15 protein-coding genes are annotated in these 19,201 nt (G+C 39.4%); 6 read left to right on the top strand and 9 right to left on the bottom strand.

Translation table 11 applies throughout. The features are described from left to right. Positions 1-261: 261 nt before the first annotated feature. The 6 genes from WKF66_RS13335 (at position 262) to WKF66_RS13360 (ending at position 7,457) form a co-directional block, all read left to right on the top strand. Complete coding sequence (locus WKF66_RS13335) at positions 262-1,410, top strand: glycoside hydrolase family 43 protein (protein ID WP_489674960.1); 1,149 nt, start codon at positions 262-264, stop codon at positions 1,408-1,410. A 105-nt stretch (positions 1,411-1,515) separates the two neighbouring features. Further along, on the top strand, positions 1,516-3,807 hold the full coding sequence (locus WKF66_RS13340; RefSeq protein ID WP_489674961.1) for an alpha-L-rhamnosidase-related protein: 2,292 nt from the start codon (positions 1,516-1,518) through the stop codon (positions 3,805-3,807). A 181-nt stretch (positions 3,808-3,988) separates the two neighbouring features. After that, on the top strand, positions 3,989-4,696 hold the full coding sequence (locus WKF66_RS13345; RefSeq protein ID WP_489674962.1) for a Crp/Fnr family transcriptional regulator: 708 nt from the start codon (positions 3,989-3,991) through the stop codon (positions 4,694-4,696). Between the two features lie 76 nt (positions 4,697-4,772). Then, complete coding sequence (locus WKF66_RS13350; protein ID WP_489674963.1) at positions 4,773-5,543, top strand: hypothetical protein; 771 nt, start codon at positions 4,773-4,775, stop codon at positions 5,541-5,543. A gap of 154 nt (positions 5,544-5,697) precedes the next feature. After that, positions 5,698-6,330, top strand: a complete 633-nt coding sequence (locus WKF66_RS13355) for an ABC transporter ATP-binding protein (protein WP_489674964.1) — start codon at positions 5,698-5,700, stop codon at positions 6,328-6,330. Then, a complete protein-coding gene (locus WKF66_RS13360) occupies positions 6,330-7,457 on the top strand; it encodes a hypothetical protein (RefSeq protein ID WP_489674965.1) in 1,128 nt (375 codons plus the stop codon). Before WKF66_RS13355 ends, WKF66_RS13360 begins: the two co-directional genes overlap by 1 nt. A gap of 77 nt (positions 7,458-7,534) precedes the next feature. Here WKF66_RS13360 and WKF66_RS13365 read toward each other — a convergent pair whose 3' ends face one another. The 9 genes from WKF66_RS13365 to WKF66_RS13405 all read right to left on the bottom strand — a co-directional run bounded on the left by WKF66_RS13365 (position 7,535) and on the right by WKF66_RS13405 (position 18,979). Next, complete coding sequence (locus WKF66_RS13365) at positions 7,535-8,704, bottom strand: FAD-dependent oxidoreductase (RefSeq protein ID WP_489674966.1); 1,170 nt, start codon at positions 8,702-8,704, stop codon at positions 7,535-7,537. 29 nt (positions 8,705-8,733) lie between these two features. Further along, entirely contained in the window at positions 8,734-9,525 is a 792-nt protein-coding gene (locus tag WKF66_RS13370) for a helix-turn-helix domain-containing protein (protein ID WP_489674967.1), read from the bottom strand. Positions 9,526-9,608: 83 nt separating this feature from the next. Then, the gene (locus tag WKF66_RS13375) at positions 9,609-10,559 is read right to left on the bottom strand and encodes a metallophosphoesterase (protein WP_489674968.1); all 951 of its coding nucleotides are present in this window, start codon (positions 10,557-10,559) and stop codon (positions 9,609-9,611) included. A gap of 47 nt (positions 10,560-10,606) precedes the next feature. Beyond that, positions 10,607-12,343, bottom strand: coding sequence for a RagB/SusD family nutrient uptake outer membrane protein (locus WKF66_RS13380; protein WP_489674969.1), 1,737 nt, complete (start codon positions 12,341-12,343; stop codon positions 10,607-10,609). An 11-nt stretch (positions 12,344-12,354) separates the two neighbouring features. Next, entirely contained in the window at positions 12,355-15,714 is a 3,360-nt protein-coding gene (locus WKF66_RS13385; protein ID WP_489674970.1) for a SusC/RagA family TonB-linked outer membrane protein, read from the bottom strand. Between the two features lie 13 nt (positions 15,715-15,727). After that, positions 15,728-16,660, bottom strand: a complete 933-nt coding sequence (locus tag WKF66_RS13390) for a FecR family protein (protein ID WP_489674972.1) — start codon at positions 16,658-16,660, stop codon at positions 15,728-15,730. Positions 16,661-16,718: 58 nt separating this feature from the next. Then, positions 16,719-17,318 carry an RNA polymerase sigma factor gene (locus tag WKF66_RS13395; RefSeq protein WP_489674973.1) on the bottom strand — a complete coding sequence of 200 codons (600 nt, stop codon included), beginning with the start codon at positions 17,316-17,318 and terminating at the stop codon, positions 16,719-16,721. A gap of 308 nt (positions 17,319-17,626) precedes the next feature. Further along, entirely contained in the window at positions 17,627-18,043 is a 417-nt protein-coding gene (locus WKF66_RS13400) for a hypothetical protein (protein WP_489674974.1), read from the bottom strand. A 300-nt stretch (positions 18,044-18,343) separates the two neighbouring features. Further along, a complete protein-coding gene (locus tag WKF66_RS13405; protein WP_489674975.1) occupies positions 18,344-18,979 on the bottom strand; it encodes a DUF5025 domain-containing protein in 636 nt (211 codons plus the stop codon). Positions 18,980-19,201: the final 222 nt, after the last annotated feature.

Genomic DNA, 19,201 nt, shown 5'->3' on the forward strand with positions numbered 1-19,201 from the left:
TTGATAAAATCATGACATTTAGCGACAATACATGTTTGACACTATCCAAAGCTGTTCGTTAGCCAGATTGCTATGTTGCCTCAGTTACCTACTGCCTTTTTTACTCAACTCTATTCTTTTGAGACATCCCAAAAGAGATGTATAATTAAGTTGCGGTTCTAAATCAGTTTTTGAGGCGAGCTCTCATTTTATTAGGTTTGCCTTTAAGTAGATCAGAATTTTGTACCTTGAGACGACAAACCTCATCCTATGAGATGTTATATGAGAAAAGAATTTCTGATCATTATGTTTTTAACAGGAGTGCTTGCAAAGGCTACAATGGCCCAAACGCTGGTAAGCACTCAGGATAAATTTTATACAAATCCTTTAAAGGTGCAGTTCGGGGATCCCTTCGTATTGTTTACCGGGGGTACCTATTACATGTACGGTACTGGAGGCGGTGCAGACCGAGGCTTTTCGGCCTATTCGTCTAAAGATCTAGTCAGCTGGAAACAGGAGGGACAGGTGTATTTCCATGACAATAAAAACGGTTGGAGTGATCCAAATGCCGGGTGGGGCGGCGCATACTGGGCACCAGAGGTGTATGAAGTGAAAGGCAAATTCTATCTGTTTTACAGTGCACAATGGAAAGTAAACCCGGCAAAAGAAGCAGAAAACTTTAAAGTGGGAGTTGCGGTGTCCGACAAACCTACAGGTCCGTTTGTTGACCTTGCACAGAAACCGCTCTTCGATCCTGGCTACCCGATTATTGATGCAAATGTATTTTTTGATACCAATGGAAAATCGTATTTATATTATTCCCGGGCGGCCTATAAACATCCGGTGGAGAGCGAAATTGCAGACCAGGCACGGAAAAGTGGCAAGTATAAAGAGATTGAAGAAAGCTGGGTGTATGGTGTAGAGCTGAAACCAGACTTTTCGGGAGTGACTGGTCAACCTGTGTTAATACTTCGGCCTCCGATAAAATTAAACGACAAGCAGGCAGCTTGGGAAAGCCTTTCGGTAACTACCGGAGAAGTTAACCGGCGCTGGACCGAGGGTTCTGTGACGTTTAAAAAAGACGGCATCTACTATATTATGTATTCAGCTAATCATTTCGGAGGAGAGCATTATGCCGTTGGTTATGCGACATCTTCTTCCCCATTAGGCCCCTTTAAGAAGGCAGATAATAATCCAGTGTTGCATAGTAATACGGATAAAGGAGGTACAGTTTCGGGTACAGGGCACAACAGCATAATTTATTCTCCGGATGGTAAGGAAATGTATTGCGTTTATCACGGAAGAACAACTGCTACAGGTACGGAAAGAGTGGTGTTTATTGATAGAATGAAAGTGAAAAATGGTAAGATCACGGTAAACGGTCCAACTACTCAAGCACAAAAAAAGCCCTCAGTTACTTTACTCAGGTAGTACGCTCAGGGTCTCCGAACTTCTAACATGGCACATGCTAGTACAGGATAGTTGAATGGTTTGAAAGCATTATCTTAGTCACGTTGATAAGTTAATACTAACCAAATGTTTAAGTCCTCGAGAAGCAGCATCTTTGCGTTATGCGTATTATTTCATACGCTTGTATCAAATGCCAATGCTCAGCAGTCTGTAATAGCTCAATGGATTGCTCCGTTGACGGATAAGGACGAGCCTAATTCATGGATAGCCTACAGAAAACTTATTTCGCTTAGTCATAAACCCGCACACATCACTACCAAAATCGCAGCGGATAGCAAGTACTGGCTATGGATCAACGAGAAACTTGTTATTTTTGAAGGGGGTTTAAAACGAGGTCCCGATCCGGAGAATACGTACTACGATGAAATAGATCTGGCTCCATATGTCCGCAAAGGAGAAAATACCATCGCAGTGTTGGTATGGTACTTTGGAAAGGAGGGGTTTTCACATAAGAGCAGCGGTAAAGCCGGGCTTTATATTGAAAGCGAGGTTGTAGCTTTGAACAGCGACAAAAGCTGGAAAGCTCTGCGTTTAAATGCCTATCAAACTGCCGCAGATCCTCTACCAAACTATCGCCTTCCTGAATCCAGCATTTTATATGATGCTTCGAAAGAACTTGGTAATTGGCACAGCTACGACTTTAAAGCGGAGAACATGCCGTCGGCTTCAGAGTTAGGTGCTTACGGGGTGTCACCGTGGAATAAACTGGTCAAGAGGCCAATACCCTTATTCAAAGATTATGGGTTGAAAAGTTATGCAAAGGCACCTAAACTGCCTTTCCTGAGTAAGGGCGACACCATTATTTGTGAACTACCGTATAATGCCCAAATCACTCCCTACTTTGAAATTGAAGGTAAGGCCGGTCAGAAGATAACAATGTACACTGACAATTATTTGCTTTTTTTAGGAGGAGAGACCAATCTTCGGGCCGAATATGTCAGCAAAGACGGAGTCCAGGAGTACGAAAGTCTGGGCTGGATCAATGGACACAAAGTTTATTACGTAATTCCTAAAGGTGTAACAGTTAAGCAGCTCAAATTCAGGGAAACGGGCTACGATGCTGAAATGAACGGTAGTTTTATCAGTTCAAATACTTTTCTTAATACACTTTGGCAAAAAGCACAGCGCACGCTTTACATCAATATGCGGGATAGTTATATGGATTGTCCGGAACGCGAAAGGGCACAATGGACGGGCGACGCCGTTAATGAATCCGGCCAGGCTTTTTATGCATTATCTACCTCCAGCGCAGCCTTATCGCGCAAGTGGCTCAGGGAACTGATTTCCTGGCAAAAAAAAGACAGCAGTCTCTTCTCGCCATCTCCTGCAGGAAACTGGGACAAAGAACTACCTGATCAATCAATGGCAAGTGTGGGATATTATGGCTTATGGAATTACTATATGCACTCTGGGGATAAGCAGACACTGATAGATCTTTATGAGGGTTCAACGCGCTATATAGCTGCATGGAAGCTTAACGATAAGGGTACAATTATCTTCAGACCGGGTGGCTGGACTTGGGGTGATTGGGGAGATAACAAAGATATGTTACTCTTGTATAATCTTTGGTACTATATGGGGCTGAAAGGCATGCAACTAAGCGCTATTGAGCTTGGTAAAACTGCGGATGCTGACCGTTTTAAATTAGCTATGCAGAAATTTAAGACCTCTTTCAATAGTCAGTTCTGGAACGGCAGCTCCTATCGTGATCCAGAATATAAAGGAAAGACAGATGATCGTGCACAGGCACTTGCCGTGTTATCAGATGTAGCGGATGCAGAAAAGTACCCGTATCTGCTTAAGGTATTTCAAACGGAAGAACATGCCAGTCCATATATGGAAAAGTATGTTTTTGAAGCCATGTTTGCTATGGGTTACGAAAAGGAGGCCTTGCTCAGACATGAAAAGCGGTTTAAACCTATGGTGATGAATAAAAGATTCACGACCTTGTTCGAAGGATGGGATGTAGATAGTAATGGAGTAGGGGGTGGCACTGTTAACCATGCATGGAGTGGCGGAGGACTGACTATTCTCTCACAATATCTATCAGGTGTATCCCCGATTACACCGGGTTACAAACAGTTTAGCGTAAAGCCACAGCCTGGCAGCATAAGTAATTTCAAGACCACTGTTCCATCCGTTGCGGGTAACATTAAGGTGTCATGGGCTAATAAAGCCGAAGTTGCCATTTTAGAGGTTACCGTTCCAAATGGGACAGAAGCTAAGGTCACTATGCCTAAAGGCGATTATAAACTGATTCTCTTGAACAATAAAAAAGTATGGGTCAAAGAGGACAAGGACAAACCTCAAACGTTTAGTCTGACAGCCGGAATATGGACGTTAAAGGGTGTGAAATAGAGTCTATTCATTATAAAATTTTTATAATGCTTAGTAGCCCGCCTAAGACGATGACTATCAATATTACAAGAATATAAACTGCGGGGTGAAATAAGCTGTATAGAGTAGGTTTCTCAGTACTACGCCTTTGTTTTCCAGATAGTGAGCGGTGATGGAGCATGATCTAAAATAACAATTATTTTTGTTATCCTTTGTATCTGATCCAAAATTCTTTGGTCTTGTAAAGATGATCTTCATTGTTAAAGCACAGTCAGACTCTTCAATATTTGCTACCTTTCCAGTGATAGCTTATACGGCTGGGTTTCTTATGCACGATACTATAATCAATGCTTTAACCAGACTGGTTGAATTTAATGAAGAAGAACTGTTTCACTTTCTTAAGCTGCTAAAACCGCGCATTCTGAACAAAAATGATTTTATCCTCGAGGCAGGAAATACTTGTAACTCCATGGTTATCATTAACCGTGGAGGCCTTCGCTATTACTCCATCAATGACAAGGGAGAACAAAGCTATTGGTTTGCATTCGAAGGAGAGTGGCTCGGAGATTATGAAAGCTTTTTAACACGCCAGCCTTCTTCACACTTCATTCAGGCAATAGAAGCGACGGAGATTTTTAGCCTCAGCTATAACGACATGCAGCGGCTTTATGCCCGGGGAGCCAAGTTTGAGCGCTTCGGAAGACTTATTGCCGAGAACTTGTTTGTTAAGGTTGAGCGTTCCAGAAATGAGTTGGTCAGTTTATCAGCTGAACATCGGTACCTGAATTTAATAAAGGATCACCCAAATATCCTCAAGCGCGTACCCGTTCAACACATAGCAACCTATCTGGGCATACAGCCCCAAAGTCTAAGCCGCATTCGCAGGAAAATAGCCAGCCAGAATTCTTAACCTACGTTAATTAAAATATTCTTTTAGTAACCTGTGTTATTTTAGCCTCTGATGCTTTTACGCAATTTGGCTTGCGATGAAATTATTATTGCTATTGCTGAAAAATAGAGACAAGGTTACTGATCCGTTATTCAATTGCGGATTAATTCACTTGCTATTAGCTCTTGTACTTTTAACGATGCTGCCGTTCGAACAGCGTCAGGTGCTAGGTATCAATCTTTGGATTAAGCCACTTAAGTTCGCTCTTTCTATTGGCATCTATTGCCTTAGCTGGGTTTTGATCTTGCCCCACCTGCCGGATAAAAAGCTAGAGAGACGCTTTGTTCGTTTTACCATTTTCGCCATGAGTTTTGAAATCCTGGCTATTGTTACACAAGCGGCTCGTGCTGAACTTTCACACTTTAATCAATCTGGATGGTACAACATTGCAGTATACGGTTTAATGGGCATTGTAATCACAGCTCAAACTCTATTTTCATTATATCTGGGGATCACTTTCTTTAAAAACAAGCCAAGAGAGCTGAATGAGGCAATGACTTGGGCCATCCGTCTAGGAATAGTCATTTCAGCAATCTTTGCGCTACAAGGTGGATTTATCGGGCAAAAGATGGCTCACACGGTGGGTGCAGCAGATGGTGGTGCAGGGATACCATTCTTAAACTGGAGCAAAGACCATGGGGACCTCAGGATTGCGCACTTTTTTGGCCTTCATGCCCTCCAGATTATACCTGTATTCGTATGGATCAACAAGATCAAGCGCGCTGTACCAGTGATGATCTTCGGGCTGCTATACTTTTTATTGGTAGGTTTCCTGTTTTACCATGCGCTACTTGGAAGAGGCTATTAAGAAATCGCGATTTGAAAAGCCAGAGCTTAACTGTAACATTTGTTACACAAAGTCATCAGATAATTATAACGTTTATTTACCAGGCTTCCCGTAGCTGGTAGACGATGCATGGTTTAAACTGCAAACCGGAACACCTTTACCGTAAAGTTCATTTATGCTACAATTCGATAAATTTCAAAAGTCATACGGTAATAACCCTGTGTTGGATGTAGCGGATCTAACAATCAATCCCGGAATTTATTGGCTTAAAGGTAGGAATGGGTCAGGGAAAAGTACGTTGTTGAAATCTATCGGCGGTTTTCTATTCTATAAAGGAGAGATTCTTATTGACAACATTAGTTTAAAGAAACAAGGCGTACGCTACCGGCAAAAGGTGAATTTTGCGGACGCTGAACCGGTATTTCCAGAATTTTTGACTGGATGGGAGATGATCAGGATGTTCAAGCAAGCAAAAGGCGGTTCGATAGATCAGGAACACCATCTGATTGAAAGCATGAACATGCAGGGTTATCTAAGCAATTCATTAGGAACATATTCAAGTGGGATGCTTAAAAAGCTATCGCTAGTCTTGGCATTTTTAGGAGATCCCAAATTAATCCTATTAGACGAGCCGCTTATCACTATCGATATAGAGTCATTGAAGGTTTTATATGAATGGGTAATAACGAAACATAAGAAACATAACATTTCTTTTATTCTCTCTTCTCATCAACCAGTTGACAGTGCTACCTTGGTGGGTTTACAGGAAATATCTATTGTAGGCAAGACTTTGAAACTAGATTTCTGATGAGATCTCCATTAACCAATATGCTGCTTAAAATATTTGCAGCGGGCTTTTACAGAGCTCATTCCGGAATGTTGGTGTTCTTATTTGGTACCCTCATTAGTTACTGTTTTTTCATTAACACTTTGGGAAATGTACCGATATGGGCATTTGCCGAATGGAACCTGGTTATCACCCTTTCCCTTGTAACCAATCCGTTTATATTACTTCTTTTCTTTTTGGTTTGCTTTGGATATGCTATGAAAAGCATACAATACGTCACTGCTCAGCTTGCGCTAAAACAAAACGAATTCTTATACTATGGTAGCACGTCGCTTACTAAGTTTCAGCAATACATCAGTTGGTTTTACGTACAACTTAACATCTTAGTTCCACTGTGGATCTATGCGCTGTTTGCTACCATCATCGGTATCAGTTACAAACATTATATGATCCCATCATTAATAATCCTTTACTTATCTATACTTACGGCATTGAGTACTTTGACATACCTTAGGGTAGTAAATGGTTTATTAGATATTAATAAGCAGACATTGCTAATAAGATTGATAAAAAAATGGAATAAGCCATTCTTTTATTTGTATACCTTTTACGTATTTAGTAAGCAAAAGTTAGCATATTTAATTACTAAGACTGCCTCATGGATGTTTATGATCGGAATGTTTTCTTTATTTTCCGACCAGAGGAATAATACCATGATTCCAATAACTATAATACTTTTTGTAGTTACTGCACATTCTGTCCTAATTTATAATGAACATCGTTTTACCGAGACTTCCCTATATTTTTCACACAACTTACCTTATTCCAGGAACAGGCTTTTCATCGGCTTCTCTGCTAACTATCTAGTTTTAATGCTGCCTGAACTTTTGTGGTTTATGACTAATTACCACTTGATTGTTTTGATGGGGGTTGTTTGTTTTGGTTTATCAGTAATACTTTTATTCAGAAGTCTGATGTATTTGCTTGGGTTGGATATTAAGAAATTCATGTTCTATGTATTCCTTTTATTCAATGTATTTTTTTTGGCAATAGTATACCATGTTGTTTGGTATGTCATACCAATTAACTTAGCGATAGCCTATCTAATTTTCACAAGAAACTATTTGAATCAAAGTATCAAATATTAGAAATCAAACTTCAAAAAGATTACTTGATAGATTAAGTAGGTTTTTTACGTGTAGTAAAATTTGATCGCAATTATAGCTTACCGACTTTGCGACTGTCCGAAAAAACTCGTCATTAAACTTAGCGCATCACAGCTATGCATCTTTTCGCCGTTTTCAAGGGATTCTTCTGTTTTTACGGAAGCTCTTTTTCGCATTTTTATCTCATAAAAAGAGATTGCTTGCCGAATATCAGTGTAGTTGTCCGACATAAGTATCTCACTCAATTCCAATGCGTCCAGCATGGCCATATTCGCACCTTCACCAGCAAATGGGGGCATAAGATGAGCAGCATCTCCAATTACCGTCAAGTTAGACATGGCTTCCCAACTTTGATCTAAGGGAAAATAATTAATTGGCCTTGGAACAAATGGCATACTTGCGTCTCGAAATAACTCCTGCCAAATCTCATTCCATTCTGCATAAGCCGTTTGGAACCACTCCAATATTTCCGCTTTATTGGAAAGGTTAAGCCCACTCATTGATGCCCAGTTTTCCGCGGCTTTAAAACTCGCATAGAAGCCAATCTCGCCATTGGATTTCTGTCCCATCAGAATATTCTTCTCATTTCCGAAGGCCATGATCTTTCCTCCACGAAGAATAGTTGAAATATTAGCCGCGTTTTTATCAGCTTCATAGATGGTGCCTTCCAGCATGGTAATGCCAGAATAAAGCGGCTTTACATCAGTCAGGTAGGGTCGGACTCGTGAATTTGCGCCATCTGACCCAATCACCAAGTCAGCATATTCCATCTTCCCATCTTTAAAATATAATAACCAACCGTCACCTTGCTTCTCCATAGATAGGAAGTGGCTATTCCAAATAATAGTCTCAGCATCTAATGAATCAATCAAAATTTGTCGCAACACGCCACGGTCAATCTCTGGACGGAAGTGTTCATCTCCAAAACTCTGAGTGTGTTTATGTTCATGGTCACTAAAGACGATCTCCGCCTGATCATTGGTAATCGTTGTCTTATCAGCACCGATCATATAGCTCCTCTCAAACTCATTCAATAGACCAGCTTTGCGTAATGCTGCAAGCCCTGAGTAGTCGTGTAAATCTAAAGGAGAGCCCTGTACCCTCGCGTTTCTATCAGCATCCCGCTCATATAACTTTACTCTAATTTTGTCTTGTTGTAAGAGTCTTGCAAGGGTTAAACCCCCTGGGCCGCCGCCTATAATCGCTACTTTTTTATCTTGTAACAGCATAAATTGTTGTTTATACTGCAAAACTACTTTTACTTGTAAAAGAGGAATTGTAAAAATCGGTCGTTTTTGTTTTTATGGAGTTCTTTTGGCGATACACCAGCAAATTGTCTAATTTCTTTGATAAAATGAGACTGGTCGCTAAAGTTGAGTTGTGGAAAGAGCTCCCCATTTTTAACGTGAGGAAGGGATGCTTGAAAGCGAAGAATCTTGCAATACGATTTCAGCGACAGCCCGAACTGCTGTTTAAAGTATCGATTGATCTGCCTTGGATTCCAGAAAATCTTCTGAGAAAGCGCACTGATAGAGATTTCACCATTTGAAGTAAAGATCAATTGGAATAACTCTCGTTTACGCTCATCTATTAATTTAGGTAAACGATGATTAATGATTTGTGATAATTTCTTACAGAATTCGTTAAAATTATTCAGGTCATCTATGCCAATGTCCCAAAAACCGGAAGGTAATAGTTTCCCTGTATCCAGAAGTTCAGCGATCGAACAGGAAAACACATACTCTATTGCAAGGGGATTAAAGCTTACAGAGAAAAAGTTGTTAACCTTAGAGTTCACCTTCTTAGGTTTAGTTTCTAAACCAAGTATGACAACTTGAAGACCGCCCTCATCACTTTTAGAAAAAATGAGGTCAACCTTTCCATTAGGAATAACCACTGCCTCATCATAATCAGAGAAGTTTTGTAGTGAAGAAAAGCAGTATACAAAATCACTTAAAGACTGATCAGGATGGTTAAGTTCAAAGTGTAGGGGGTCAGTCATCGGTATTGCAATATAGCCAAAACCGCCCACCATGCCAATGCTTTGCACTTAATTCTATTGGGGCAATGCTATAACGTCGGTCCTGAAAACAGTTCCAGAACCGACATTTGAAAACGTCGAATTGAATTATTCTAGTTATAGTTTTTTATGAACTTAACGTCTTTGAATTCTACTTTCGACTGATCACTTCTGATCTTATTATAAAAAGGAGTATACATCTCACCAGATATAGTTCCAGCTTGGGGATTGATTTTAAGTAGTCGCAAATAACCACCGCCTGCATCTTCGTTTTGATAATCCTGCAAAACCTGATAGATTTTGTTTCCATTGTCTCCAGTACTCACTAGAGAACTGCTTTGGGTAACATGGCCACTAAGTACAAGCAGTATATTCTTATTCTTCTTGATATAAAGGTCATACACTTCCTGCGGGCTTAATGCGCCGTATCCTGCGTCAGTATTGTGTATGGTGCCTTTAGGAGTTAGGTAGTAATGAGTAATAACAATAGTATTATAAAAAGGATGAGCCTTTGTAACGCTATCTGCCCACATTACAGCAGCCTTTCTTGGGCAAAATTCTAGATTTACAACAAGCCAGTTCATTCCACTGGCTAGAAAAGTGTGAAAGGCATTTTCATTCTTTCCCTTTTCAAAATTCCCTCTCAAATTGCGATATCTTGATCCTGGGAAATACCTATTAAATTTCTCCGTATTTCTTACATTAATGCGCGTATTTCCCGGCGCAGCACTACCAGTAAATTCGCCAACAGCTGCATTGTCATGGTTTCCATTTGCTAAAGCATATGGAACATGATGATTATCTAACCGCTCAAAGGCCAAACTGGCTCTGTCCCAGTGAATATTATTGTTGTAATTTACAATATCACCTACATGTAGCACAAAGGGAATATTCTCTTTTTTCTGATTTTTAATAATCCAGTCCATCTGGCTGTACAACATATCCATTTTAACATCAACCTCTACCTGCGTATCGGGAAAGATGGGTATGGTAAATTCCTGAGCACTGACCTGGGTTATCTTACCAATAACTAGTAAACAGCTTATTATTAATATTCTTTTCATAAACGTTAATTGTGAATCAAATTTCTTCATGTATATATATATATCAATTACCAACCAGGATTTTGCTTAAACATAGGAAGTTTGCTGATATCGTTCAATGGGACGGGAAACAAAAGATACTTCTCTTGCCAAGCATTCCGTTTCGCACTAACTATCCTTTTTCCTATAAAGGTGCCATTAGTTAATTTAGTCCATTCCATCCCTGTAGTTAATTTATCTGTCTTGTCAATTATTTTCCACCTTCTTACATCCCACATCCTATGTTCCTCAAAAGAGAGTTCAACCATTCGTTCCTTACGAATTCTCTGTCTCATATCTTCTTTAGAAAGATTGGCCTCTACATTTGGCATTCCAACTCTTGCTCTTACTACCCTTAACGCTTCATATACTGCAGGACTTTGTCCATTTGACTCATTTTCTGCCTCAGCATAATTTAAGTATAGTTCTGCTAATCGCATTACCTTAAATCTTGCACTTCCTGCATCAGCCGTCTGCACGTTAGGATCCTTGTATTTACGAAGATAGTACCCAGTCTTGGTTCGTGTTCTAAGTGGTGAAATACCATCGGAACCACCCAAATAAGCTTGTATGGAAAAGTCAGCACCCTTTATTTTAGCGCCAAATGGTGCATTGTTGTAATAAACAGTGTAGTAAAATCTAGGGTCACGATTTACATATGGATTTGTCTCATCGTATCCTGATGCAGCATTAATAACAGGCTTTAAATGATCCTCATCAGAATAACCCAATATTGGTTGTAACCCATTCTTCATATCATAGGCATCTACCAGTTCCTGACTAGGACAATTTCCGGCACGTGAAGCGCCAAGCTCTGGAATAGAATGCATTAAGTATAAGAGTTGCGCAAATTTATAACGCTCATTGAATCCTTTAACTTCATAGATAGTTTCCCGATCTGTAGGATTGCTACTAATGTCGCTTTGTCCAAAGAAATACGTTTCATAATTGGCGCTCAATCTGAAATTGTTGCCAGCAGTCAGATCGTCAATTGCTTTTTTCGATGCCTGACTTGCTTGTTGCCACTTTGCCGCGTCATTCGATAAGTTCCAAAGAGGAGAAGCAGATAACAATAGCGCGTTAGCTTTTAGAACATAAGCCATAGATTTAGTGAAACGACCTCGCTCAGGCTCATTAATCAATCTTAAAGGAAGTGCAGGTTCAGCAATCGCTTCCTCACAATCCTTTACAATTTGTGCAACATTTTCTTCAATCGTACTGCGAGAAAGGCTATTAAATGCAGAGATGTCATCAAAAGGTACAGTAATGACTGGCATATTGCCATACATCTTTATTAACTCAGAATAGTAATATGCACGTAGCACTTTTGCCTCCGCTAATAATCTAGCTTTTTCATTTAAACCTGGTGTATTAACAGCGTTTGCCAGGAACGCATTCGTTTTTCTTATGCCTGACCAGTTTTTAGTATAAAAGTTAATGTCATTACTTGCCGAGCCTCCATCAAATGGATTATAAGACGGACTAAGCTGGCCATTCAAAAATTGGGTGACAGGGAAGTTTTGCGACGGATAATCTGCATCATGTGACTCGTCAGAAATCCCGGATAACATAGTCCAATAATGATAATTGGTGCCACGCAACTGCAAATCTAAGTAAGCTGAATTAAGATAGGATTCGGTTAATGTGGCATCGTTAAAAATGTCTTGCATGGATTGCCGTCCATCGGGAGTAATGTCCAACGGATTCTTACTACATCCTGTAATCAGAAATAATCCTAATAGTATTGATAGTTGAAAAGTCTTCATAGTTCTCTTACTTAAAATATAACGTTAATACCTCCATTGAATATCCTGTAAACCGGATATGCATTAATTCCGCTTAGCTCCGGATCAATGTCTTTGTTTTTTAATCTATCCCAGGTGATAAGATTAAATCCATTCGCATAGAGCCTAAGTGATTTTGCTCCTATTTTACTGGAAAGGGAGGTTGGAAAAGTAAATCCGACTTCCACGTTCTTTAATCTTATAAAACCAGTATCTTCTATATAGAATTCATTCTGACGATTACTTGCAGATAGGGAAGTACTTAAGGCAGGGTACTCTATTGTAGCTCCGGAGGCTGCCCGTTCTGCTGTCCATGCATTTAAATGTCTATTCCTAAAGTCGTTTGTCTCGCTCGAACTGATATAATTTGAAACTTTAGCTACACCCTGGAATAAAGCAGAGAAGTCAAAGTTTTTGAAATTAATACTTAGGCCTGCTCCAAAGGTGTATTGAGGAACGATAGAGTATCCAATCGGTGCAATATCTTTCTCATCGATGATCTTATCATTATTCAAATCTTTATACTTGAAGTCTCCCGGACGCGGGGCTCTCCCTGTATAACTTAGACCAGACTCGGTAATGTCTTGTTGCGAGGTAAAGTATCTATCAATTTGATAACCGAAGTTCTGTCCAATTGGATAGCCAGTTGCTCTCGTCCGGTAGGCATAGTCTTCTGGTAACAGTGGCTCGTCTCTAAATTCAAGGTTGTTTTTAGCTTTATTAAAGTTTCCTTTAACTACGAAAGATAGATCCTCATTCAATATCTGATTATAATTTGCTTCCAGTTCATAGCCTTTATTACTCACGATACCCATATTGAAAGGGGCAAGGTTTGCCTGTGGTAAACCAAATATTGCTGGTACGGTTCCTCTGCTGATCAACACATTACTCCGCTTCTCATCGAAATAATCGACGGTAATGTCCAATGCCTTAAATAACTTTAAATCAAGACCGAGGTTAAGTTTTTTAGCTATTTCCCATTGTACATTTGGATTCCCAATAAAGTTCTCTGTGATCAATCCGCCTCTGCCAAGTGTGCCAGAGTATCCACCACTTCCTTGCCGTTGTATATCATCTAGATAAAGGAACCGACGAGAACCAAGTTGATCACTTCCAACCTTTCCATAAGAAGCCCTGAATTTAAAGATGTTGACAAGATCGTTTTGTGTAAAGAATTTCTCATTTGAAATTACCCAAGCACCAGAAACAGATGGGAAGAACCCGAACCGCTTTCCTTTCGCAAATTGCTCAGAACCGTTATAACCCATATTAAACTCCAGGAAATATTTGGAATCATACCCGTATGAAGTTCTGAAAGCAACACCTAATAAGTTGTAAGGCAGGCGATCGGCAGGCCTGATCCTTGATTCCTGCTGACCGAGAAGTAATCCTGAAAGTGCATGTTTCCCGAATGTCCGCTGATAACCAGCCTGAAGTTGGACGTTATAAAACGATTCAAATGTCGTGCTTGTGCTCGTGCTTAATGGCGTATTGTCTAAATCCGTTCTTGTACGTTCGTATTTAACGATATCCTTCCCATCTGGGGTTTGTGTATTTGGATCAATACTTTGTATCCACCGCTGGTAAGTTTGATTCCCTGTTAAATTATAGAGTGACTTGGTGTCAAAAGAAGCCATAAGTTTAGCAGATAGACCTTTGGTAACTATAGAAAGATCTTGTTCAAGACCCCATGAGGCTGTGATATTACTACGCGTTTCCTGGCGATAGCCCGATCGGTTTATATAAGCCCATGGTGATTCTCCATAACTTCCTGATGAACCGATCAATACCTCCCCATTTGGTGCGAGAGGACCCGGTTGCACAACAGGCCACAGGCCATTTATCCTTCCTAAAATCTCAGTGGTTTCAGTATTAGGTTGATTAACCTTTTCTAAATAGCCTGCAGCATTTAAGAACGTCTTTAACGTTTTTGACTTATTTAGCATAACGTCTATATTAGACCGGAAATTATATCTTTTTAGAAATGCTTCAGGATTGTATTTCAAATCATCATCAACTTTCCATTGTCCGTCCTGATCTAAGAAGCCCAGGTTAACGAAGTATTTGGTTACATCACCACCTCCGCTCAGATTCATATTATATCTCACCTGAGGTACTGAATTTTGCAGTAGCATGTCCCGCCAGTCATTCTGAGGGTAAGCTTCAGGCTGATCCTGCAATCTAAATCGCTCAATCGCATAAGCTGAATAAGGAGCTTTATTGACAGGATCGTTAGCCGCAACATTTGGGTTATCATTCCGCCAGGCTTCATTCTTCAGCGTTACCCAGTCAAATGAACTTAAGACTTCTGGAATACGGGTAAAATCCTGTTGTCCGTATTCGGTAGTTAGGCTTATCAGCGGCTTGTCACTCGTTCCCCTTTTTGTTGTCACCAATATTACTCCGTTTGCACCTCTTACGCCAAAAAGCGCTGTAGAAGATGCGTCCTTCAGGATGGTTATATTTTCGACCTCATTAGGATCTATATAACCCAGGTCACGTTCTACACCATCGACCAATATTATTGGGTTTTGACCATTTAGGGTGCCCAAGCCTCTTAGATAAAGACGCGTAACATCACGACCAGGCTCTCCGCTATTTTGAATGGCTGTTAAACCTGGTAATCTTCCAGCTAAGGTGACGGCCAGATTTGCTGCCGGACTTTGCTTTATTTCTTTGGTAGAGATGGAGGCAACCGCACCGGTTACTGTAACTTTCTTTTGTGTACCATATGCGATGACTACAACCTCATCTAAGTTTTTATCGTCTGATTTCAGTACGACGTCAATCTTAGGATTGCCATTGATCTGTATCTCTCTGGATACAAATCCCATTGAAGAGAATTGCAGACTTCCATTACTAGGAGCTTTTAACGTAAATTGTCCATCAGTATTCGTACCAGTGCCTTTGCCATTAGGCTTAGCTAAGACAGAAACACCTGGTAAAGGCAGTCCTCCTTCATCTGTTACTTTTCCTGTGATTGTAATCTCCTCTTGTCGAACAGCGGTTGTATTATTTTGCTCATAGAGTACAATTCTAACATTCACTTCCTTAAATCCAATTCCTTGATTAGAAAGTAAAGTATTTAAGACCTCATTCACACTGATATTTGTGAACCCTTGTTGGTTCTGGGCTATTTGTTTACCAGAAAGCATTTTGGCATCATAAGCAAATGAAATGTTTGCTTGTTTTTGGATAGAGCTAATCGCTGATGCAAGAGATTTGTCATTAAAATTAATGCTGATTCTTTTTTGTAGCAGAGCAGGGCTCAAGTTGTTCTGTGCTTTTGCGTAGTGGATCATACACAGGAAGCCCCAATACACTGTAAATAGTAACGTTTTCTTAAATTTCATTTGTTTGTTTGTTTTAATAGATCAGGATTGTGTCGCTTTGGATTTTAAATTTATTCTGGTGGATAGAGGCAATAATGGCGATCGTGCTTTGATAAGTGTCGTGTTTATGGATGTCCAGTGTATAAGTATATTTTTCGCTGTTGTCAGTCGCAGATTTGAGTCGCTTCCTATACAAGTTGAAGAATACGTCACTTAGCTCTTCAAATGAGACCTGCTTTAACGAAATTTGCTCATTAATCCAGAGGGCAGCGTATCTGCTATTGAAGTGAGCGGTATGAAATTTTCCAGAATTTGTGTTTAGCGTTAATGCTTCACCCTTTTTAAGGTAGGAGAGGGGCTTATTCCTATGGATCACTTCAACCAGACCATGACTTACTCTTACATCGAAATTACCGGATTCCTGATCTGTAAAAACACTGAAACCTGTACCTAGAACATGTATGGCTGTAGAATTTTGGACGACGGAAAAGGGCAGTTGAGTATTTCTTGTTACTTCGAAGTAAGCTTCGCCTTTAACAAGATTGATAGTGCGGCTTATCGTCCCATAATCTTTTGAATCATAGGAAAGTTCTGACTTAGCTTTTAACCAGACTTTAGAGCCGTCAATTAGTGTAATGGCGGTATCTGCCTTGGCACTAGCTTTAATAAATACCAAGCTTTCATTAAAATGCTTCTTTGGCCCCGTATAAAGAAATACTAACAATGCTATCGCAGTTATAGCTGCAGTGTACTTATAAAATAGGTTAAAGCGGGATATGGAGTTACCCCGCGATGTCTTGCTCAGAATAAACTGTCTAGACCGCTCAGCTACTTGTTCAGAAGCCGGATGATTCACAATGTTGTCATTGAATGAATTATACCAGGAATCTACCTTACTAATTTCCGTTGAATTAGCGGTGCCTGATAGATATTTGCGAATTACTTCACGTTGTTGTTCGATGTTCACTTTTCTGCCTTTATAACTATAGGTCAGTTATAAGGCGAAAAAGTACTTTAACCTAATGTTAATCTTCCATTAAGATAACGATCAAGAGGCCTGCGATCTGCTCTGAAGATAGTTGTGAAGAAAGGTGTTTCTTTAAGATGCATTTAGCTTCATATAGGTAGTTTTTGACGCTTTGAGAAGATATACCTTTTTCAATAGCAATTTCCGTAATGCTTAAACCTTCCTTATAGTTTAGCTCAAATACCTCTTTCATGCCTGGAGGCATCTTCTCAGTCGAACTTAGAACCGCTGTTCTCAGCTCTTTAATATTGATTATGTCTTCCGGAGTTGAATTATTCTCAACCTGTTGCATAGCTAGTACCATATTAGCATGATTAAGACGCACAGTGCTATAACTAACAAAGTTTAATATTTTATATTTTAATGCAGTGAATAAGTATGCCTTTGGCAGCACATCATCAGGTAACTTTTCTTTGTTTACCCATATGCTAATTAAAATTTCCTGCACTAAGTCCTTTGAAACGTCCTCTTTGTTAATTCGAACGAATGCTTTGTTATATAATGGGGACCAATAGCGATCCATCAGTATCTTGAATGCCTTTTCATCTGCACATTTAATACTTTGCCAAAGCTCAATATCTGTAATTGATTTTTCCATAATACTAATGCAAAAATAGGGAGGGTAACGTTAAAAAATGATGTGTTTAACGTTATCATAAATGAAACACCGTATTAAATAGAAGAAAGAGATTCTGAGGTAATTATTTTTGATAAGTTTCCCGCCCTTGATATTTCTATGTCAATCTAAAATAAGCTCAGTCTTAGACAACTTATGCATGGTTTTAGGCGGGTCTAACGTTGCTGACTTTGAAAGAGTAATTCGTTGTGCAATCCCAGACAAACTGAATATTATCAAGGAAACAAGAATTGTTAACTTTTTCATCTTTATACTGCTTTACTCGACTTCTACTTTATTGTAGATTCCGACTGTAGTGTCTGTACGACGAGATTTACAAAACGCTCTTGAAACACCTTCAACAACTTGGCTTTTAATTCCTCAGTCATCGCTTCGTCGCTGTCCTTACCTCCAATTCCATTAATTCTTGCAGACGCAATAAATATTTCTGATGTACTAGATGTTTCCCAGTGCTGTTCATCTCCATAATACCGGATCCTGAAGCCATACTTATCACCTTCTGATTTTATAAATATCGTCATGTATCCTGACTCGTTATTGGCTTTTGCAATCTGATCCTCCTGTAAAAAGGTTGTGTTGTTTTTCAAGACTGATTTAATTGCTTGTTCTAAGTCTGCTTTACTCGTATTAAACTTGTATCGCTGAATAAAGCCATGGGTTCCTGCGCATGACAATATGAAAATCATAACAAATAAAAAACTACACGTATACTTCATAGCGGTTATCATTTCCAGGTTGCCTTACCATTGGCTCGTCTTCGGCCAAATTCGAAAAGTTCTTTAAAGGCAAAAAATATAAAAACAATAAAGATGTTCAGCCATTCTACATGGAAAGCAACACGGGCTATAACTGTTGACGCAATAGTCAATGCCGTTAACCAAATCCATCTGTTTTGTGGAAGGCTGAGAAGAGCTAGTAACCGTTTAAATAATTGGCTCATAATTCAAATCTATAATAACTTATATTTTATAGCACGTATCCATGCATCATTTTGGTACCGGCACGAAATAATCACATTGGTTGAAATCATAATGATTCGTTTTATTGAAAGTGAATCTTCCACTTGTAATAATTACTGAATCAAGAGGGTTTGCCTCATTGTATAACGTACCATAGAATGAACCTATAACTCCGTGAAGATCAGTCCTAGGACGTGGTATAAATCTTTCGAATTCTACATAAAACGAGGCGACATCTCGCTTATTTACATACCGTATGAAGCCGCCATCCGGTTTCTTTAGTAAAAAAAATGCATAAGGTTTGAAGTCAGTGAGATAGGAACCCATAAGTTCGTACTTTCCCAACTCTGTTACATTCATAATTTGTAACTGCAATAAATTTAAAGCGCTATCAGTTTTTAGTCCCTCTGGATTCATATAAGCAACTATATTAAAATAAGGGTAATTTATTTTGGACCAAGCGGCATGATAGGTACGCAGGCATTCATTGGTTCCTACTTGTGCTGGTTCCCATGCTTTTCCGTTTACCCGCATGCCGAAAGTATTTACTGGTAAAGCTTTCTTGGTTACTTCCGAGATATCTTCTCTAGTGCAATTAGAAAAGAAAAATACAAAACTTAATAATGCTACCTGCAGAGAAATGTGATTAGAGAAGTACTTCATTATGAATTATATTTGATTCAATATTGGCAACTAGCAAGGCGTTTGAATTTACAATTCATTTTCCTAAACCTTACTTAAATATATAAATAGTTTTAAAAACCAAGTTGGGAAACTCTTTATTTTAATAATCCGATTATACTGCCGCTCTAATCCTTATATAATGCAGTAATCGAACTCTCAATTGATTTAATAAGCTTAAAAGGGGCGTGAACAAAGATGCGG

Origin of the sequence: Pedobacter sp., assembly GCF_037719805.1 — a bacterium.
Classification (GTDB): domain Bacteria; phylum Bacteroidota; class Bacteroidia; order Sphingobacteriales; family Sphingobacteriaceae; genus Pedobacter.